Origin of the sequence: Nocardia sp. NPDC051030 (genome assembly GCF_040683015.1) — a bacterium.
Classification (GTDB): domain Bacteria; phylum Actinomycetota; class Actinomycetes; order Mycobacteriales; family Mycobacteriaceae; genus Nocardia.
In genome coordinates this window covers 383,686-403,217 of the sequence record NZ_JBFBCD010000007.1, presented here as the reverse complement: position 1 = coordinate 403,217, position 19,532 = coordinate 383,686, and the positions used below count along the sequence as shown (strand labels likewise).

Genomic DNA, 19,532 nt, shown 5'->3' with positions numbered 1-19,532 from the left:
TCAGTCGGCCATGCCGACGGCGCGACCGGAGGTTTCCGGCCAGTCGAGGGCGCGGAGCATGCAGTGCGCCACATCGGCGCGGGAGACGTAGCGGCCGCCGGGGAGGTTCTCGCCCAAGGCGATTCGGTAGTTGGCGGTGAGTGGTTTGTCGGTGAGTTGCACCGGCCGGATGGCGGTCCAGTCGAGGTCGCTGGCCTCCAGTTCGTCCTCCATGAGGGCGAGGTCCAGGTATCGCGGGCGTAGGACGGCCTTGACTATGGGGTAGATGACGTACTTCAGGAAGAAGGGGTCGCCTTCATCGCGCTTGGGTGGGTTGGGGTTTCGTGGGGAGGGGGTGGTGCGGACGGGGGCGGCGCTGACCACGATGAGGCGGCGGACGGCCGTCTCGTGCATTGCCTCGATAATGGCGGCGGTGCCTTTCGAGGCGATGCCCGCGGCTTTGTTGTCGGCCGGGCCGATGGCTGAGAGCACGGCGTCGGCGCCGCCGATCGCGAAGACCAGGGTGTCCAGGTCGGCCGTGAGGAGGTCGGCCGTCACCACGGTGACCGGGAATCGAGCCACCTTCTGCGGGTCGCGGACGACGGCGGTGACGTCATGGCCCGCCGCGACGGCTTGCTCGAGCAGTTGCTGCCCGACCAAGCCGCTGCCGCCGAACACCGTGAGCTTCATGGATCGACTCCCTACATTGCGTGGGCCCGCCCGATCCGGGCGAGCGGATTTTCTCCGTCATCTACTCGACGGATCCGGAGCCGGAAATGTGACTGTTGTGAATTGATCGGATGAATCCCTTATCCTGTGAAACATTGTGAATCTCTCGCTGACAGTGGTGCGCCTGGTTTCCCGGCGTCATGTGGATCTCGGCCGGTTGGCCGCGCAGTTGTGTCGCTGACCCTGCGCTCGGCTCCATTCACCCCTGATCTCGCTCGGGAGTTCCACATGTCTTCACCCTCTTCGCGCGCCCTGAATCCAGCGCGCTGGTCCTTCGGCATCCAGATCCTGCTCGGGCTGGTGGTCGGTATCGCGGCGGGATTCCTCGCGCGGGCCACCGGCGCGGCCTGGCTCACCAGCACATTGACCCAGGTCGGCAGTATTTTCGTGCAGTTGCTCAAGCTCGCGGTGCCGCCGCTGGTGTTCACCGCGGTGCTGGTGAGCGTCGCCGGGCTGCGCCATGTCACCAATGCGGCGCGGCTGGCCGGGCGCACGCTGCTGTGGTTCCTGGGCACCTCGCTGATCGCGGTCGCGGTCGGCATCGTGCTCGGTCTGCTCACCAATCCCGGTCGGGGCGTGGACCTGAGCCTTGCCGGGGCGACTGCCCCCAAGTCGCAGGGCGGCTGGACCGACTTCCTCACCGGCATCATTCCGACCAACATCGTCGGCGCCTTCACCAATGGCAATGTGCTGCAACTGGTCTTCCTCGGCGTCGTGGCCGGTGCCGCCGCATTGCAGCTCGGTGATGCCGCTAAACCCGTTGTCACACTGGCGGAAACGGTGCTGCAACTGGTGCAGAAGGCGCTGTGGTGGGTGATCCGGCTCGCGCCCATCGGCACGGCCGGGCTGATCGGCAAGGCGATCGCGAGCTACGGCTGGAATCTCTTGCGGCCGTTGGCGACATTCACCATCGCCGTCTACGTCGGCTGCTTCATCGTGCTGGCCGTCGTGTATCCGATCCTGCTGCGCGTGATCGGCGGCGTGAACCCGATCCGCTTCTACGCCAAGGTCTGGCCCGCCATCGAATTGGCGTTCGTCTCCCGTTCGTCGATCGGCACCATGCCGCTGACCCAGCGCATGGTCACCGAACGGCTCGGTGTACCAAGCGAATACGCCTCGTTCGCCGTGCCTTTCGGCGCGACCACCAAGATGGACGGCTGCGCGGCGGTCTACCCGGCGCTGGCGGCCATCTTCGTCGCGCAGATCACCGGAACCCACCTCGGCATTCGCGACTATCTGCTGATCGCCTTCGTCTCCGTGGTGGGCTCCGCGGCGACCGCGGGCCTCACCGGCGCGATCGTCATGCTGACCCTGACCCTGTCCACGCTGGGACTGCCCCTCGCGGGGGCGGGACTGCTGCTGGCCATCGATCCGATCCTGGACATGATCCGCACCGCGACCAATGTGGCCGGGCAGATGGTGGTTCCGCTGCTGGTGGCGAAACGGGAAGGCATTCTCGACCAGGAAGTCTTCGATGGGCCGTCGGCACCGCTGGTCGCCGTCGAGCCGATTCGGGAACCGGTGCCCGCTGCGGCGTGATCCCCCGCGAGTGACAGCAGCCCCGGTCCATATGGACCGGGGCTGCTGTCATTACCAGGCGAAACTCAGGCGTCGGCGGTTACCGCCGATCGCACATTCGGCAGGCCGAGGTTGTCGCGCAAGGTGTTTCCGGTGTACTCGGTGCGCAGCACGCCGCGATCTTGCAGCAGCGGCACCACCTTCTCCACGAATTCATCGAGCCCCGACGGAACCAGGTGGGAGCCGAGGATGAAGCCGTCGGAACCATCGTTCTGGACGAAGGAATCGATCTGCTCGGCCACCTGGGCAGGGGTGCCGATCAGGGGGCCGCGTTCGAATTGATCGATCACGACCTCGCGGAGGGTGAGTTTCTTGGCCTCGGCCACCTGTCGCAGTCGCTCGACCGTGGCGAAGCGGTCCTGGTGCTGGAAGGCCCGGCCCTGAATGATCGGCGGCGCTTCGGGATCCGGGTCGATATCGGGCACGGGGCCCTCCGGGTCGTAGGCGGAGAGGTCGCGGTTCCAGATCTGTTCGAGCAGGATCAGCGCGGTCTGGCCGGTGACCTGCTCATTGCGAATGGCATGGAACTTCTCGATCGCCTCCGCCTCGGTATCGCCGAGCACGAAGGAGCCCGACGGCAGGATCTTGATGTCGTCGGCCGACCGTCCCGAGGCCACCGCGCGAGACTTGATGTCGCGGTAGAAGTCCGCGGCCTCGGGCAGTTTGCCGTAGGGGGAGAAGATGGCGTCGGCATTCGCGGCGGCGAAGGCGCGGCCCTGGGGTGAGACGCCCGCCTGAATGATCACCGGCCTGCCCTGCGGGCTGCGCGGCACGCTGAAACGGCCGGAGATATCGAACTGGTTGCCGTGGAAGGCGAATGCCCCGGCATCGGGGCGAGCCAGGAATCGGCCGGAGTCCCGATCGGCGACGAGATCCTCGGCATTCCACGAATCCCATAGGGCGCGAACAGCGTTCAATGTCTCCTCGGCCCGCACATAACGGTCGGCCGGATCGAGGAAACCGCCGCGCCGGAAATTCTGGCCGGTGAACGCGTCGAAGGAGGTCACCACATTCCAGGCGGCGCGGCCCTCGGAAAGATGATCCAGGCTGGCGAGTTGCCGGGCCAATTCATAGGGCTCGTTGAAGGTGGCATTGATGGTGCCCGCCAGTCCGAGATGTTCGGTGACCGCGGCGAGCGAGGCCAGCACCGTGAAAGTATCGGGGCGGCCGATAATGTCCTGATCGAAGATCTGTCCCGCGCGCTCGCGCAGGATGAGACCCTCGGCCAGGAAGAAGAAGTCGAACTTGCCGCGCTCGGCGGTGCGCGCGGTGTGTTCGAAACTGCTGAAATCGATCTGGCTGCCCGCCTCGGGATGCCACCACGCGGTGTGATGGTTGACGCCGCCGAGGTAGGCGCCCAGGATGACCTGCTTACGGGGTGTGCTCACGGGTTACCTCAGGCTGTCGCGTAGCGGTTGGGGACGGTGGTCGGCAGGCCGAGCAGTGCACGCAGCGGGCCGTCCGGGTAGCCGGTGCGGAAGACACCGCGTTGTTGCAGGGCGGGAACCAGTCGATCGGTGATGGCGGCCAGATCATCGACCGCGACACCGGGGCGCAGCCGGAATCCGTCGAGACCCTGTTCGCTCCACTCGATGAGCAGATCGGCGAGCTCGTCGGCACTACCGGCGAAAACCGCCGCATCGGAACCGAATTCGAGCCCCGCGATCTCGTTCAAGTGGGCCAGGCGCTGTGTTCCGGTGGCCGTATCGGTATCGAGGAAGACCACGAGATCCGCATAGACGCGCAGCGGTTCGCCGATCCGATTCGCCTGCGCCGCGGCGATCTGCGCCAGAATCGGGCGGGGACCGTCGTCCCGGGTCGGCGTGATGAACACCAGATCCGCACTGCGCGCGGCGAATTCGTAGATCAGCGGGGCGTGCGCGAGCGCCGTCACCACCGGCTGGCCCTGCGGCGGGCGCGGCGTGATGGACGGCCCGCGCACGCTGAAGAAGCGGCCCTCGAAGTCGATGTAGTGCAGCTTGTCGCGATCGATGAAGCGGCGGGTGGCCACCTCGCGGATCTCGGCATCGTCCTCCCAGCTGTCCCACAGCCGCCGCACCACCTCGACGGCATCGGCGGCCTCGTCGAACAGCTCGTGCACCTGGGCGGGGAAGGTGCCGTTCGCGACGGCCTCCGCGATCTCGGCGGCGGTGATATCGCGCAGCTCGCGGCGGCCGAAGAGCGCGGCCTCCTCGGCGCTTCCGCCCACCTTCACCTGCCAGCCCGCCCGGCCGAGCGAGGTGTAATCGAGCGTGGCGATCGACTTGGAGACGTGGAACGGCTCGGTATGAGTGGTCGTCACCGTCGGAATGAGTCCGATATGCCGGGTGGCCGGTGCGACCCGTGCCGCGATCAAGTGCGCGTCGATCCGGGCCCGCACCTGATCGATCGCATTATCGGACGGCGTGTGTGGCCGCCCCGGAATCGTCAAGCTGTCTTCGATGCTCACGAAATCCAGCAGCCCGCGTTCGGCGGTGGTGACCAGATCCGTCCAATAGCCGGGGCTGAAGAGCTCGCCGGGCCGGGAATTCGGCTCCCGCCACGCGGCCGGATGCCAGCCCGCCCCGTCGAGTGCGACGCCGAGATGTAGTGGTTTCGGTGCCATCGTCTCCCCTTTTCTGTTGAGGTCCGCAGCGGTGTCCGCACGGCCAGACTCGTGCTCGGCGCGGGTGGGGTCAACGGTTGGGATCAGCCTGAGCCAGGGGAAATACGCTGTGGCCGAGGGGAATCGGAATCGCGGTGAGTGCAATGGGTTCGCTTGGTCATACGCCTCGCTAACGTCTCTGCTGGACGCGGATGCGGAGGAGTGTGCTGTGACTACTGAGTCGGCCATCGAGATCGACACCTCGCTACACCCGCTCGACGACCCGGTGCGGTCGTCGCTGCGCGGGGAGCACAGTCGTTTCGCCGAATGGGTGGGGCGGATCGGGCGCTATGAGCCGGAGGTCGCCCGGTTCGTCGGGCACCCACCGGAACTCGATGAGCAGGACTGGGAGGACCTGGCCAGCATTCTCGGGCCGGGCGGGAGTACCGGGCTGCGCGGTTCCGGGCATGTGCTGCCGCCCGGATGGACCGTGCTGGCCGAGTTCGGTTCGGTCCAGATGGACGGGTCCGCGCTCGAGGTCGCGCACGATCCCGAATTCGAGGTGCTCGGCGCGGCGGATGTGCCGGAAATCCTGGATCTGATCGCCCGCACCGATCCCGGGCCGTACGCCCCGCGCACCATCGAAATGGGCACCTACCTGGGCCTGCGAGTGGACGGCAAGCTGGTGGCCATGGCGGGGGAGCGCCTGCACCCGCCCGGCTGGACCGAGATCAGTGCCGTCTGCACCGATGCCGAATTCCGCGGGCGGGGCATTGCGAGCAGGCTCGTGCGTGCGGTCGGCGCGGGCATCCGGGCGCGCGGCGAGATCCCGTTCCTGCACGCCGTCGCGCACAATGTGACGGCCATCAGCCTCTACGAGACCCTGGGCTTCACCCTGCGCAAACGCGGCCGGTTGACCCTCGTGCAAGCTCCGGACTAACCGGTCGGGCGGTAACCTTCGCGGTGGGATGAGTCCATCACTCGGGGGAGCCGCGCGCATGAGGTTGTCGTATCGATCGCTGAGGGTGCTACGGCTCCTCGTGCTGATCGCTTGCGCCGCATCGGTTCTGGTGGTGTCCAAGAGCGATCGGGACGTCCGGGCCACCCTGCCGCTGACGGTGCGGCTCGATGCGGGGCAGATTCGCGGCACCGACACCGCGTTCGCGCACGTCTTCTACGGTATCCGCTATGCGGAGCCGCCGATCGGTGAATTGCGGTGGCGGGACCCGGTTCCGGTGCGCCCTTGGTCCGGCGTCTTCGAGGCGAGCCAGCTGGGCCAGCGGTGTACGCAACTGCACGACGGTAAGACCTCCGGCAGCGAGGACTGCCTGACCCTCAATGTCACCACCCCGCAGACGAAAACCGGGGCCGCACTGCCGGTCCTGGTGTGGCTGCACGGCGGCGGCTACCTCTACGGGTCCGGTGGCGACTACGACGCGCAACGCCTGGCCGACCAGGGCAATGTCATTGTGGTGACGGTCAATTACCGGCTCGGCGTCTTCGGCTACTTCGGCCTGCCGGGATTGGCCGGTTCGGGTGACTTCGGGCTGGCCGATCAGCTCCAGGCGCTGCGCTGGACCAAACGCAATATCGCCGCCTTCGGCGGTGACTCGGGCAATGTGACCCTGTCCGGCGAATCGGCGGGCGGTATGAGCGCCTGCGCACTGCTCACCTCCCCGGCCGCCGCCGGATTGATCGACAAGGCGATCATCCAATCCGGCTCCTGCCTGCTGAAGTGGCTCAGCGGCACCTACGTGCAGAAACTCGGACTGCCCACCTTCACCCCGTACTCCGAGGTTTCCCAGACCCAGGCCACCGGCCAGGCCGCCGCCACCGAATTGGGCTGCGCCGCAGGCAGCGAACTGGCCTGTATGCGCGCCAAACCCGCCGATGACCTCATGCCGGTCAATGATCGATTCGCCAGCAATCTGGCCTGGGGCACCCCGCTCTTGCCCGCCGATCCCGCAAAGGCATTGCAGGCAGGGGACTTCCCGCACATCCCGATCATGTCCGGCGGCACCAGGGACGAGGCCCGAGCCTTCATCTCCGGAGCGATCCAACACGGTCTGCCCGTCACGGCCGAGAACTACCCCGACCTCATGCGAGGAGCATTCGGCGACAAGGCCAACCAGGTCATGGCCGCCTACCCCCTCGCCGACTACCGCTCCCCGGCCCTGGCCTGGGCAACGGTCAGCACCGACGCAGCCTGGTCCTGCCCCACCCTCGCCGCAGACAAGGCCATGGCGGCCCGAACCCCCGTCTACGCCTACGACTTCGCCGACGACCACGCCCCCAACGTCAATCTCATCCCCGCCGACTTCCCGCCCGGAGCCGCCCACGCCTCCGAACTCCCCTACCTCTTCGACCTGATCGGCCGCACCGCGAATTTCACCTGGGACCAATGGCAACTGGCAGGCAAGATGATCGCCTACTGGTCCACCTTCGCCCGCGAGGGAACCCCCACCGCCCCCAAATCCCCCCGCTGGCCCCGCTTCGAAGCCTCCGAAGCCGCCCTCTCCCTGGCCCCCGACCCCGACGGCATCTCCCGCTTCGACTACCGAGCCGCCCACCACTGCACCCTCTTCCTCGGCCCGCCGTGACACGGCCGATCCGGCCTCCTCCATTCCGGACAAAAGCCCGTTTACAGTCGAACCCGATGATCACCAGGGAGGAATTCGACTACCGCCGAATCCAACTCGCCTACGAGTTCGGCAGAAGCGTGCGAAACGCCCGCCAATCCCGCGGCTGGTCGATAGCCGGTTTCGCCCGTCGCGCCGACGTGACCCGCGCCGAAATCGCCGCCATCGAAGCAGGAACCCCAATGCCCCCCGCCGTCACGGCCCGGATCGCCACCGCCGCCGGAATCGATGCCCCAGCCGAGGGCTACTTCGCAACACAATAAGAAAGGCCCCGATCCGTGGGGCTCGGGGCTTCATAGGTCGGATCTCCAGTGACGGTTGGTATTCAGGATTATTTTCCGCATTTGCACACTGGTTTCTTCCGTGTTTTCGCCTCTGCTGGTGCGCCCGCCTCTACGAACCGGGTGTCGTGGTGCTGGTGCCCTTCGGTCGGTAGCGCAGAACGACGATGTCGTCGAGCACTGTTGCGTCGATGAATTCCAGCCTGTGTCGCGAGCCGCCCGGAAATTCGGCCGGGCCGACGAATCTTGGCGCTTCTGCTTGGCCGATCAGGAGGGGCGCGACGGCGTATCGAAGTTCATCGGCGAGCCCGGATTCCAGGAACGCGGTGTGGATCTGGGTGCCGCCTTCGACGATGAGGTGTGCGATTCCTCGGCGGCCGAGGTCGTCGAGTAGCGCACCCCAGAAGTCGTCGGCTGTGACGGGGATGACCTGAGCCACTGTGTCGAGGCGGTCGCCAATCTTCGCGACTCCCTCGGAAGTGGTGTAGACGAGGGGCTTTCCGGCCTCGACGTGATGGTGGAACATGCGCGCAGCCGGGTCGATATCGCCCGAGCGGGTGACCGTCACCTTGAGGAGATTCTCGGGTTTGCCGGAGGCAGTGCGGGCGGCCCGACGTTCTTCGCTGCGCAGCCATAGGCGTGGATTGTCTCGACGGACGGTTTCGGCGCCGATGAGGATGGCATCGCACTCGGCGCGTAATGCGTCGACACCGTCGAAGTCCCGATCGTTGGACAGGTATAGGCGCTCCGGGACCAAGTCATCGATATAGCCGTCGAGGCTGACGGCCACGGAGAGCACTACGTACGGTCGGGGCAACTCTCTGACTCCCAGGCGGTGAAGGCGTCGCGGAACTCGGCGACTCCGGTTTGCGTGCTGGCAGGATCGATCATGCCCGACAGCTGGCGGACCTTGTGAAGGATGCGGGCCGACCTCGTGCCGATGCCGATCTGGAGAGCCTGACTGCCAGCGGTCACCGCGGGCTCGATATCGCCCACTGCCATGTGGGCGACTGCGGCCCGCGCGAGATATACGCCCTTCTCCCGCGGGTAATCCGGCTGCATCTGGGCTATGGCATCTGCGAACTGCTGAGGTTCGAATTCCTGGATGAGGTCGCCCGCTGACCTGGACTCTTCCGTCGGAAGCGGAATCACTGGTCAATGTCGGTTCCATCTTCATAATGCGGTTGCGGGTGGGGCCCGGCGGCCTATATTGAGATCGGCGAGCCGGTGGCGTTCGCGGTTTCGTTACGGCACAGAGGTTTTGATGGACCCGAGGTACTCGATACGGTGGGCGGCGGAGCATGGGTTTCCGCGGCTGGGGTTTCTCGCGCTGCGGGCCATGGGGGACCCGTTCGCGCGGCTGATGAGCGGGGACGAAGGCTACGATGACCCGTACTCGCTGATCGATCAGCTGCGCGGCGACGGCGGGGTGCAGGTCACAAAGATCGGTTACGCTGCCTTCAGCTACGAGATGTGCCGGGAAGTCCTGCGCGACAGACGATTCGGCGTGCGCGTGCCGATCGATCCTTCCGTGCCCTTCCTCTTGCGCCGCTACGCCGAACGAGTTGTGGTGCCGCCCAACCCGATCGAAGCGCCATCCATGTTCGCGGTGGACCCGCCGGAGCACGGACGGCTGCGCAAACCTGTCGCCTCCGCTTTCACCCCCCGCGCCGTCGCCCGCCTGGGTGATCGGGTCCGCGAAGTCACCACGGAGCTGCTCGATGCGATGGCCGCGCGCGAATCCGTGGACCTGATGGCGGATTTCGCCGCGCAGGTGCCGATCGCCATCATCGCCGAGATAATGGGTATCCCGGCGGCCGATCGCCCGCTGTTCCTGAGCTGGGGGAGCAAGGTCGCTCCGCTGCTGGATGTCGGAATTTCCTGGCGGACCCACCACCGCGCCATGGCCGCGACCGAGGCGCTGCGGGACCACATTGCCGCCCACATCGAGAAGCTGCGCCGCGAACCGGGGGACGACATCTTCAGCGACCTGGTCTCCACGGGCGACCTGAACACCATCGAATTGATGGCCAGCGCCAACGTACTGATGGGCGCGGGTTTCGAGACCACCATGAACCTGCTCGGCAATGCCGTCCCGCTCCTGCTGTCCCACCCCGATCAACTCGACCTGCTGCGCGCCGAGCCCGAGCGCTGGCCGGGTGCGATCGAGGAACTGCTGCGCTACGACCCGTCGATCCAGATGACCGCCCGTCGCGTCCTGGAACCCGTGCAATTCGACGGAGGTATTCCCCTCGAGCCGGGAAAGTCGGTCATCGTCTCGCTGGCCGGGGCCAACCGCGATCCCGTCAAATTCCCCGACCCGCACCGCTTCGACGTCACCCGCCCCAATGCCAAGGAACACCTCTCCTTCGGCACCGGCGTACACGCGTGCATCGGCGCGAGCCTGACCCGGCTGGAGGTCCTGCATGCCCTGCCCGCCCTCTTCGAACGCTTCCCCGACATCCGTCTCGACGGCGAGCCGACCCGCCGCCGGCTGTCCACTCTGCGCGGGTATGCGCACATGCCCGCTCGACTGAAGTCCCGCTGATACCACATTCGCTCGATGTCCGAGACCCGAACCGATGGTGGTAAATTCGGCCAGTCGCTGGAACAAGATTGACGCATTACGGGGTTTGCCCCCGCGGCTCAGGGGGTTGGTCCTTGAATACTGAAGCGATTGTGCTGGATCCGACGGGTGCCGATGTTCAGGCCGAGAACGAGCGGATACGCCTGCGCGGGTCGGTCTCGTTGGTGGGATTGCCCGGTGGGGTATCGGCGTGGGCGGTCACCGATGCGGTGGTGCTGAAGGAATTGCTCGCCGATCCCCGAGTGTCCAAGGATCCACGCCAGCACTGGACGGCCTATAAGAACGGGGAGATCGACCAGCGATGGCCGTTGCACCCGTGGGTCATCGCGGAGAATATGTTCACCGCGTACGGTCCCCAGCACCGCCGCCTCCGCAAACTCGTGGCGCCCGCGTTCACCAATCGCCGCACCACGCTGATGCGCCCGGGGATCGAAGCCATTGTCGATGGACTGCTGAAGCGACTGGATGCCCTTCCCTCGGGTGAGGTCGTCGATTTGCGGCCCACCTACGCGTACCCGGTGCCGATTCAGGTCATCGGTGAATTGCTCGGCGTACCAAAGCATTTGGATGCCAAGATCCACGCGTGCGTCGACGGGTTCTTCGACACTTCCTTCACGCCCGCGCAGGCGAAGGCCAATGTCCTCAAAATGGTCTCCCTCATGGGGCAATTGATCTTCTACCGGCGCGGCAACCCCGGCGAGGACCTGACGAGTGCGCTGCTCTCGACTGTCGACGAGGACTCCGACCGGCTGACGCAGAAGGAATTGATCGACACCTTGATCCTGGTGATCAATGCCGGTCACGAGACCACGGTCAACCTGCTCGACCAGGCGATCGTCGCTTTGCTGAGCAACCCGGAACAGCGGGCCGATGTACTCGCGGGCCGGGTGCCATGGTCGGAGGTGATCGAGGAAGCATTGCGATACCAGCCGCCGATCACGCATCTGCCCCTGCGCTACGCGGCCGAGGATATCGAGATCGCGGGCGTTCGGATCGCCGCGGGCGAGGCGATCCTCGCCTCCTACGGGGCCGCGAGCCGGGATCCGGGGATTCACGGTGACACCGCTGGGGATTTCGACGTGCACCGGGCAAATAAGGAGCACATCGCCTTCGGGTACGGCGCGCACCATTGTCTCGGTGCGCCATTGGCTCGGCTCGAGGCGGCGATCGCACTGCCCGCCTTGTTCGAGCGGTTCCCGAATATGCGATTGGCGGTGGATCCCGCCGAACTCCGGCCGCTGGGCAGCTTCGTCTCCAACGGTCATCGGTCGGTCCCCGTTCTGCTGCAATGAGATTCACCGATTCACCGATTCGCCGAGAGGTCCCATGGGAAACGCCAGCTGGTTGCGTAGCTTGTCCGCCGGATCGGAGGATGACGCCCATACTCTGATCTGCTTTCCCCACGCCGGTGGATCGGCCATCTCCTACGGGCCGCTGGCCAGAACGCTGGGACCGCGATTCCGTGTGCTCGGTGTGCAATACCCCGGGCGCCAGGATCGCAGGCACGAACCATTACTCGGAAGTGTCGCCGACTTGGTCGAGGGTGCGCTGCCGGAAATTCGCGAACTGATTCCGCGGACCGCGGGCTACTCGCTGTTCGGCCACAGCATGGGTGCGGCGGTGGCGTTCGAGACCTGCCGTCGTCTCGAACAGGACCGGGCGATGCCGCCGTCCACGTTGTTCGTATCGGGCCGAATCGCACCGGCGCGGAAGGGCTCCGACTCCGTGCACCGGTACAGCGATCAGGAATTGATCCGGCACCTGTTGGACTTCGGCGGCACGCCCGCGGTGCTGCTGGAGGATCCCGATTTTCGGTCGATCATTCTGTCGGTCACGAGAAGTGACTACCGCGCCATCGAAACCTACACGTGCGCACCGGGGGCCGCGGTCGAGTCTCCGCTCGTGGCGCTGGTCGGCGATAGTGATCCCGTCACCAGCAGCGCCGAACTGAAAGAGTGGCAGACGCATACCACCGGGCCGTTCACGGAGCGGTCGTTTCCGGGAGGCCACTTCTACATCGATGCCAACTCGCACGGTGTGGCCGAACTGATCAGTGAAAATTCTCAGTGCGATCAGAGAAAGTGCAACCATGGCTGAAACCGCTGGACCCATTTCGAATGTTTCGGACACCGCCCACTGGGTGGCCGCGTATCGCGCGATCGAATCCGCCCGTACCGATGCGCTCTTTCACGACCCGCTCGCGGAGCGGCTCGCGGGCGAAACCGGCAAGGCCATCGTCGCGAATGAACGGAACGCGATGGCGGGCTGGCCCTTGGTCACAAGAACCAAGGTCATCGATGATCTGATCACCGAAACCCTCGCCGAGGGCTGCGATCTGGTCATCAATATGGCGGCGGGTTTGGATGCGCGGCCGTATCGTCTCGATCTGCCCGCCGATCTCCGCTGGATCGAAGTCGACTTCCCCGATTTGATCGCCGAGAAGAACCGGCTGCTGGAAGACGAGACCCCGCGCTGTGTTCTCACCCGCGCCGCAGTGGATCTCGCGGACCCGACAGCGCGCGACGAATTCCTGGACAAGGCGCTCGAGGGTGCGAAGAAGGCGCTCGTACTGACCGAAGGGCTGGTGTACTACCTGTCCGAGGACGAGGTCTCGGGATTGGCCGCGGCACTGGCGCGACCCGAAATCAGCTGGTGGATCATGGATGTGAACAACAAGCCCGTGGTCGATCGGTTCAATCGAGTGAACAAGCAGCTACTCGCGAATTCACCCTGGAAGTTCGGGCCGCTCGAACCGCTGCGATTCTTCGCCGATGCGGGCTGGACCGCGGACGAGGTGGTCGGATTGTTCCGTATGGCAGCCCGATTCCGCCGGTTGCCCCCGCTGCTGTGGTCGCTCGCCTTCGCACCCGTCGGCCCCCGGATGCCGATCGGCGCGAAGCGGTTCCCGTGGTGTGCGGCGGTTCGGCTCACGCACACCGGCGCATGATCGGATAGCTCGCGGCCGGGAGGGTGATTCACCCTCCCGGCCGCATCCTCACTCCAGCCCTTCCAGCCAATCGTCGACCGCCGCGGCGACCTGATCCGATCCCTCGTGCAACATGGCGAAGTGGTTGGCATCCACCTGGACCACCTGATGGCTCTCGTCCCACGGCTGGGCCTGCCACGCATCGAAGTCCGCGGGGACACCCGGAATCCGCTGCGCGCACTGCAGGAACAGCGTGGGCGCGGTGATCTTCCCGGGCACGATCCCGCGCAGGACCTGAATGTACTGGCCCATGGCGGTCAACCGGGCGGGGTCGAAGCGATCGAAGGCGGCCTCATTGGTCACCATGTTCTCGGCGACCGGCTTGAGAATCCACTCACTCGCATCGCCCTCGGCCACCCGATAGCTGTCCACCAGCACCACTCCCGTCGGCGCGGGTCCGCCGAGAGCTTCCAGTTGTTCGGCGACGCTGTAGGCCAGGACCCCGCCGGAGGAGTACCCGAACAGGATGAACGGCTGGCCCTCGGCGGCATCGAGGATGGGCTGGAGCAATGCCTTGGTGGCGGCGGCATAGTCGGTGGGCAGCGGCTGGCCCGCGTGGGATCCCATCGGTGCGAGGCCGACCACGTCGCGGGCTGTCCGCAATTTGCTGGCCATTCGGGCGTATTGGCGCACACCACCCGCCGCCATCGGCGGGGCGATGCAGATGATGCGCGGCGTGGCGGTGCCTTCGGTCATTCGGATGAGCTCCGGCTTGATGTCCGGCAGGTCGTTGGCGGTGAACTGGTCACGCATCTGAGCCGCCAGGTGCAGGAGCAGGAAGGCGACCGAGAACTGTTCCCGCCCTACCGCGGTGCGGAACATTCCGTACAGCGAGTCGTCGGCGACACCCTCCTCACGATCTCGTTCGGTGGCCGCGTGGATAGCGGTCGCGAGGGCGCCTGCGCCTTCCGCCAATCTTTCGTTCAGTTGTTTCGCGAGAATCTGAGGCGTCGGGAAGTCGAAGACGAGGGTGCCGGGCAACTGCACGCCCGTGGCGTCGCGCAGTGCGTTGCGGAATTCGACCGCGGTGAGCGAGTCGAATCCCATCTCGCCGAACACATTGTCGACCGCGATGAGGTCGACATCCGCATAGCCGAGCGTCGCGGCCGCCTGCTTGCGCACGAACTCCACGAGTAGCGGAAGCCGCTCCTCGGACGGCAGGCCGACCAGCTCGAGCAGCGGTGACGGTGTCGCGCGCGGTGCCGATGTCGGTACCAGCCCGCGAACCAGGGCGGGCGCGTGCTCGGCGCGCGTGCGGAGCACGGCTCGGTCGACCGGCAATGCGGCCAGCTGGGCGAGGCCGGAGGTCACGGCGGCATCGAACAGCGCCAGTCCGTCGGATTCGGACAGCGCCGGAAAGCCCTGTCGCCGCATCCGTTCGAAATCCTCGTCCGACAGTTCCGCGCCCAGACCACTCGAGCGTTCCCACAGGCCGTAATCGATCGACGTGGCCGTCCACCCGGCCGCCCGGCGGTAGGTGGCGAGGGCATCGAGGTACACATTGGCCGCCGCGTAATTGGCCTGCCCGGCGGCCAGCACCAACCCACCGGCGGAGGACACCAGCACGAACAGCGACAGTGGCAGGTCACTGGTGAGCTCGTGCAGATGCCATGCGGCATCGGCCTTGGGCGCGAACACGGTATCGATGCGACCGCTCGTCATCGATTCGATCAGGCCGTGGTCGGCGACGCCCGCCGCGTGCACGACACCGGTCAGTGGGTGCTCGGACCCGATCTCGTCGAGCAGTGCCTTCAGCGCGCCCCGGTCGGAGACGTCGCAGGCGGCGACGGTCACCTGCGCACCGAGTTCGGTCAACTGGGCGCACAATTCGTCGGCGCCGGGAGCCTCTGGTCCCCGCCGGGACGTCAGGATCAGCCGCCGCGCACCGTATTCGGTGACCAGGTGCCGGGCGAACAGCGCACCCAGCCCGCCGGTGCCGCCGGTGATCAGCACGGTGCCGGTGTCCAACGGCTCGACCGGCTCGCGGTTCTCCTCGGTGAGCTGATGCTGAACCAGACGCGGCACCAGGAGATTCGCACCGCGCAGCGCGCCCTCCGGCTCCGTCGCCAGGGCCGCTGCGGCGGTGGCGACGGCGGCCGGATCGTGGTCGGCCGAACCCTCGAGGTCCAAGAGTTGCAACCGGTTCGGATGTTCGGCCTGGGCCGCGCGCACCAAACCCCAGACCGGCGCCTGCGCCGGGCGCACCTGCTCGTACTCGCTGGTGCGTACCGCGTCGCTGGTCAGGATCACCAGGCGGGACTGGGCGAATCGAGGGTCTGCCAACCACTGTTGGACAGTGGCCAGCACGCCGTTCAATGCCTCGCGGGCGGCGTGTGACGACGCGTCGCCGGTATCGGCGCAATGGAGCAATACGAGCTCGGGGACGACAGCTTCCGCGTCGAGTTCCGCGACCAGCGTCGTGAGGTCGGGATAGCCGCGTACCTCCGCCGAACCCGGCGCGCCGATGACCACTGTGCGCGCCGGGGCCACAGAACCGGTGGCGACCGACGCGGCGATCCAATCCACCGTGAACAAGGCATCGGCCACCCTGTCCGCGCGCAGTCGGTCCGCGGACACCTGACGGGTGTCCAGCGAGTCGACCGACAACACCGGGCTGCCGGTGCTGTCGGCCAGCCACAGCGTGAAACGGTTCTCGTGCACCCGGATTCGGACCCGGGCGGCGCTGCATCCGGCCGCGTGCAGTGCGACGCCACGCCAGCTGAACGGCAGTGCGGGCGCGTCGAGGCCGCCATTGCGCATTCGATCCACGATGAGGGCATGCATGGCCGCATCGAACAGTGCGGGGTGCAGGCCATATCCTTCGGCGGCCGCCGCATCCGGCAGGGCCACCTCGGCGAACAGCTCGTGACCATCGGTGCCGTGCTCGCCGCGTCGCCACATCGCCCGCATGCCCTGGAAATAGGGGCCGTATCCGTATCCGGCATCCAGCATCTCGGTGTACGCGTCGGCGACTTCGATCGCCTCGGCGTCGGCCGGGGGCCAATCGGCGAGATCGAAATCGGGCCGGACGTCCTCAGCGGTGAGGTCACCTTCCGCATGCAATGTCCATGCGACGGCACCCGGTTGGCGCGAGTGAATCGTGATGCGCCGTCGACCGGAATCATTCGCCGCGCCGACCACCACCTGCACCGAAACTGCGTCGCGGGCAGGCAGTGTCAACGGCGCATGCAGGATCAGCTCGTCCACTCGCGGGTGACCGAGCAATCCGCCCACATGGGTCGCCAACTCGACGAAACCGGTTCCCGGCAGCAGCGCCGTACCGAGCACGCTGTGATCGGCCAACCATCCGACCGAGTCCAACGACCAGCGGCCGACGAAGCTCACCCCACCCGAATCGGGCTGCGGGACAATCGCTCCCAGGAGGGGGTGGGAGACGGGATCCAATCCTGCGGCATCGGCTTCGGCGGCCAGCCACGTCGTCGACAGATACTGCTTCGCATCGAGCCAGAACCGCTCGCGTTGAAACGCGTAGGTGGGCAGGTCGATCGGTTGCGCGCCGGGATGGAACGCGGGCCAATCCACCTCCGCGCCCGACACGAACAACTTCGCGACCGCGGCCGTCACCGTGGCGGTCGAGGCCTCGTCACGGCGCGCCGCCGCGACCGCGACGGTGCCCTCGGCGTCCACGGTGCCGAGCACCATCGGCGTGAGGACCGCGTCCGGCCCGACCTCGGCGAAGCGCACCACACCCGCCTCGGCCATCGCGGTCACCGCGTCGGCGAACCGCACCGTGGCGCGGACCTGACGCACCCAGTACGCCGGGTCCGACATCTCATCGGTCACCCGAGCGCCGGTCACGGTCGATACCAGCGGGATGGTCGGCCGGGCGAAGCTCAAACCCTCGACCACCGCGGCGAACTCCGTCGACATCGGTTCCATCAATCCGGAATGGAACGCGTGTGACACCCGCAAACGAGTTGTCCGCCAGGACTTCTCGGCAAACAACCCGGCCAGCGCGTCGACTTCGGTCTCGACGCCGGAGACCACCACCGAGGTGGGGCTGTTCACCGCCGCGATCGATACGCCGTCGGTCAACAGCGGGGCCACGGCGGATTCCGGCGCTCCCACCGCGAGCATCGCTCCACCCGCGGGGAGCGCTTGCATCAACCGGCCGCGCGCCGCCACCAAGGTGCAGGCGTCCGAGAGCGACAGCACCCCGGCGATATGCGCGGCGGCGATTTCGCCGATCGAGTGGCCCGCCACCAGGTTGGGGCGCAGACCCCACGCCTCGAGCAGGCGATACAGCGCGACCTCGAAGGCGAACAGTCCGGCCTGCGCGAAGACCGTCTGGTTGATCAGGTCCGTCGCGGTCAGCGCCTCGTCGAGCGAAATCGGCTGGTCCAGAATCGGATTCAGCTCCGCGACGACCTTGTCGAACGTTTCCGCGAAAACCGGGTGCGTACGCAGCTGCTCGGCCATACCGGCCCACTGCGCACCCTGACCCGAGAAGACGAACCCCGTCGAGCCCGAAGCCACGCGACCCGACACCACACCGGGTAGGGAGTCTCCGCGACCCAATGCCTCGAGACCTGCCAACAGTTCGTCGCGATCGGCGCCGAGGACCACCGCTCGATGGCCGAGAGTGGCGCGCGTGGCGGCAAGGGAGTATCCGACATCGTGTGCTGCGACGGCGTTTTCGCGGCTGGATTGTCTAAAGATGTAGGACCCCAAGCGAACGGCCTGATTGCCGAGCGCACGGGAACTGGCAGCCGACAGCACCCAGGGCAGGACCGCCCCGATGGGCTCGGCCGGGGCCGTCGCGGCGGCGGGCGCCTGTTCGAGGGCGGGAGCCTCTTCGAGAATGACGTGTGCGTTGGTGCCGCTGATGCCGAATGACGACACGCCCGCGCGCCGTGGGCGATCGAGCAGCGGCCACGGCACCGGTTCGGTCAGCAGCCGCACCTCGCCCGCGGACCAGTCGACCTTGGTCGACGGCCGGTCCACATGCAGTGTGCGCGGCAGTGTTCCGTGCCGCATGGCCATCACCATCTTGATCACGCCGCCCACGCCCGCGGCGGCCTGTGCGTGTCCGATGTTCGATTTCAGCGATCCGAGCCACAGCGGCCGTTCCGGCGCGCGATCGCGGCCGTAGGTGCCCAGCAATGCCTGCGCTTCGATCGGGTCGCCCAAAGTTGTTCCGGTGCCGTGTCCGTCGACCGCGTCGACGTCGGCGGCGGAGATTCCGGCACTGGCCAATGCCTGCTCGATGACGCGCCGCTGTGCGGGGCCGTTGGGCGCGGTCAGCCCATTGGAGGCGCCATCGGAGTTCACCGCCGAACCGGCCAGCACGGCGAGAATTCGATGGCCGTTGCGTTGCGCGTCGGACAGTCGTTCCAGCACCAGCACACCGGCGCCCTCCGCCCAGCCGACGCCATCGGCGCTGTCGGAGAACGACTTACAGCGGCCGTCGATGGCCAGTCCGCGTTGCCGACTGAACTCCACCAACGTATCCGGGCCCGCCATCACGGTCACACCGCCCGCCAGGGCCAACTCGCACTCGCCCGAGCGCAGTGCGGCGGCCGCCGAATGCATGGCCACCAGCGAGGACGAACATGCGGTATCGACGGTGACCGACGGTCCCTGGAGTCCGAAGGTGTAGGAGACCCGGCCCGAGGCCAGCGATCCCGCGTTCGTATTGGCCGGGTAGTCGTGGTACATCATGCCGACCCAGACGCCGGTCGCGCTGCCGCGCAGGGTCGCCGGGTCGATTCCGGCGCGTTCGAAGGCCTCCCAGGAGGTTTCGAGCAGGAGGAACTGCTGTGGATCCATGGTGGCGGCTTCGTTCGGGCTGATGCCGAAGAGCGTGGGATCGAAATCGCCTGCGGTGTGCAGGAATCCGCCCGAGCGGGTGTGGGAGCGGCCGGGTTGCTCGCCGGTGGGGTCGTAGATGCGTTCGATATCCCAGCCGCGGTTGGCGGGGAGATCGCTGGTGGCGTCGACGCCATCGGAGACCAGTCGCCACAGGTCTTCCGGTGACTCGACGCCGCCGGGGTATCGGCAGGCCATGCCCACGATCGCGATGGGCTCCCGCAGGGCCGCGTCGAGCTGACGATTGCGCGTCCGCAATCGATCGGTTTCCTTCAGTGAGGCCCGTAGCGCGGCGGCGAGTTTTGCTGTGCCCTCAGGCGTTTCGGCGTTCGTCATATCG

Annotated in this window: 14 protein-coding genes; 8 read left to right on the top strand and 6 right to left on the bottom strand. The window is 66.8% G+C overall.

Annotated elements, in window-relative coordinates:
- Nucleotides 1–669 carry an NAD(P)H-binding protein gene (locus AB0N05_RS25355; protein WP_364698325.1) on the bottom strand — a complete coding sequence of 223 codons (669 nt, stop codon included), beginning with the start codon at nucleotides 667–669 and terminating at the stop codon, nucleotides 1–3.
- Between the two features lie 267 nt (nucleotides 670–936).
- On the opposite strand from AB0N05_RS25355, the gene AB0N05_RS25350 reads away from it, so the two are divergent.
- Complete coding sequence (locus AB0N05_RS25350; protein ID WP_364698324.1) at nucleotides 937–2,247, top strand: dicarboxylate/amino acid:cation symporter; 1,311 nt, start codon at nucleotides 937–939, stop codon at nucleotides 2,245–2,247.
- Nucleotides 2,248–2,312: 65 nt separating this feature from the next.
- Here the strand turns inward: AB0N05_RS25350 and AB0N05_RS25345 are convergent, their stop codons facing one another.
- Together AB0N05_RS25345 and AB0N05_RS25340 are read right to left on the bottom strand one after the other, a co-directional pair.
- Nucleotides 2,313–3,674 (bottom strand): NtaA/DmoA family FMN-dependent monooxygenase, encoded by a 1,362-nt coding sequence (locus tag AB0N05_RS25345; RefSeq protein ID WP_364698323.1) that lies wholly within the window; start codon nucleotides 3,672–3,674, stop codon nucleotides 2,313–2,315.
- 8 nt (nucleotides 3,675–3,682) lie between these two features.
- Nucleotides 3,683–4,891: an LLM class flavin-dependent oxidoreductase gene (locus tag AB0N05_RS25340; protein ID WP_364698322.1), complete on the bottom strand. Its 1,209-nt coding sequence runs from the start codon at nucleotides 4,889–4,891 to the stop codon at nucleotides 3,683–3,685.
- Between the two features lie 208 nt (nucleotides 4,892–5,099).
- Here AB0N05_RS25340 and AB0N05_RS25335 point away from each other — a divergent pair, with 208 nt between their 5' ends.
- From AB0N05_RS25335 to AB0N05_RS25325, 3 genes are all read left to right on the top strand, one after another.
- Nucleotides 5,100–5,810, top strand: coding sequence for a GNAT family N-acetyltransferase (locus AB0N05_RS25335; RefSeq protein WP_364698321.1), 711 nt, complete (start codon nucleotides 5,100–5,102; stop codon nucleotides 5,808–5,810).
- A gap of 100 nt (nucleotides 5,811–5,910) precedes the next feature.
- Nucleotides 5,911–7,470 carry a carboxylesterase family protein gene (locus AB0N05_RS25330; RefSeq protein WP_364698320.1) on the top strand — a complete coding sequence of 520 codons (1,560 nt, stop codon included), beginning with the start codon at nucleotides 5,911–5,913 and terminating at the stop codon, nucleotides 7,468–7,470.
- Nucleotides 7,471–7,526: 56 nt separating this feature from the next.
- Nucleotides 7,527–7,772: a helix-turn-helix transcriptional regulator gene (locus AB0N05_RS25325; RefSeq protein ID WP_364698319.1), complete on the top strand. Its 246-nt coding sequence runs from the start codon at nucleotides 7,527–7,529 to the stop codon at nucleotides 7,770–7,772.
- A 130-nt stretch (nucleotides 7,773–7,902) separates the two neighbouring features.
- Here the strand turns inward: AB0N05_RS25325 and AB0N05_RS25320 are convergent, their stop codons facing one another.
- Entirely contained in the window at nucleotides 7,903–8,607 is a 705-nt protein-coding gene (locus tag AB0N05_RS25320; RefSeq protein ID WP_364698318.1) for a dihydrofolate reductase family protein, read from the bottom strand.
- Entirely contained in the window at nucleotides 8,589–8,942 is a 354-nt protein-coding gene (locus tag AB0N05_RS25315; protein WP_364698317.1) for a hypothetical protein, read from the bottom strand. Before AB0N05_RS25315 ends, AB0N05_RS25320 begins: the two co-directional genes overlap by 19 nt.
- Before the next feature lie 112 nt (nucleotides 8,943–9,054).
- On the opposite strand from AB0N05_RS25315, the gene AB0N05_RS25310 reads away from it, so the two are divergent.
- The 4 genes from AB0N05_RS25310 to AB0N05_RS25295 all read left to right on the top strand — a co-directional run bounded on the left by AB0N05_RS25310 (nucleotide 9,055) and on the right by AB0N05_RS25295 (nucleotide 13,324).
- Nucleotides 9,055–10,338, top strand: a complete 1,284-nt coding sequence (locus tag AB0N05_RS25310; protein WP_364698316.1) for a cytochrome P450 — start codon at nucleotides 9,055–9,057, stop codon at nucleotides 10,336–10,338.
- A 113-nt stretch (nucleotides 10,339–10,451) separates the two neighbouring features.
- The gene (locus AB0N05_RS25305; protein WP_364698315.1) at nucleotides 10,452–11,669 is read left to right on the top strand and encodes a cytochrome P450; all 1,218 of its coding nucleotides are present in this window, start codon (nucleotides 10,452–10,454) and stop codon (nucleotides 11,667–11,669) included.
- Between the two features lie 34 nt (nucleotides 11,670–11,703).
- Nucleotides 11,704–12,474: an alpha/beta fold hydrolase gene (locus tag AB0N05_RS25300; protein ID WP_364698314.1), complete on the top strand. Its 771-nt coding sequence runs from the start codon at nucleotides 11,704–11,706 to the stop codon at nucleotides 12,472–12,474.
- The gene (locus AB0N05_RS25295) at nucleotides 12,467–13,324 is read left to right on the top strand and encodes an SAM-dependent methyltransferase (protein ID WP_364698313.1); all 858 of its coding nucleotides are present in this window, start codon (nucleotides 12,467–12,469) and stop codon (nucleotides 13,322–13,324) included. The genes AB0N05_RS25300 and AB0N05_RS25295 overlap by 8 nt, the downstream gene beginning before the upstream one ends.
- A gap of 48 nt (nucleotides 13,325–13,372) precedes the next feature.
- On the opposite strand, the gene AB0N05_RS25290 is transcribed toward AB0N05_RS25295, so the two are convergent.
- Nucleotides 13,373–19,528 (bottom strand): type I polyketide synthase, encoded by a 6,156-nt coding sequence (locus AB0N05_RS25290; RefSeq protein ID WP_364698312.1) that lies wholly within the window; start codon nucleotides 19,526–19,528, stop codon nucleotides 13,373–13,375.
- Between the last annotated feature and the right edge of the window lie 4 nt (nucleotides 19,529–19,532).

Coding starts and splice junctions, on each gene's coding strand:
- AB0N05_RS25355 (WP_364698325.1), bottom strand. CDS start 669: ATGAAGCTCACGGTGTTCGGCGGCAGCGGCTTGGTCGGGCAGCAACTG.
- AB0N05_RS25340 (WP_364698322.1), bottom strand. CDS start 4,891: ATGGCACCGAAACCACTACATCTCGGCGTCGCACTCGACGGGGCGGGC.
- AB0N05_RS25325 (WP_364698319.1), top strand. CDS start 7,527: ATGATCACCAGGGAGGAATTCGACTACCGCCGAATCCAACTCGCCTAC.
- AB0N05_RS25295 (WP_364698313.1), top strand. CDS start 12,467: ATGGCTGAAACCGCTGGACCCATTTCGAATGTTTCGGACACCGCCCAC.
- AB0N05_RS25300 (WP_364698314.1), top strand. CDS start 11,704: ATGGGAAACGCCAGCTGGTTGCGTAGCTTGTCCGCCGGATCGGAGGAT.
- AB0N05_RS25290 (WP_364698312.1), bottom strand. CDS start 19,528: ATGACGAACGCCGAAACGCCTGAGGGCACAGCAAAACTCGCCGCCGCG.
- AB0N05_RS25350 (WP_364698324.1), top strand. CDS start 937: ATGTCTTCACCCTCTTCGCGCGCCCTGAATCCAGCGCGCTGGTCCTTC.
- AB0N05_RS25310 (WP_364698316.1), top strand. CDS start 9,055: ATGGACCCGAGGTACTCGATACGGTGGGCGGCGGAGCATGGGTTTCCG.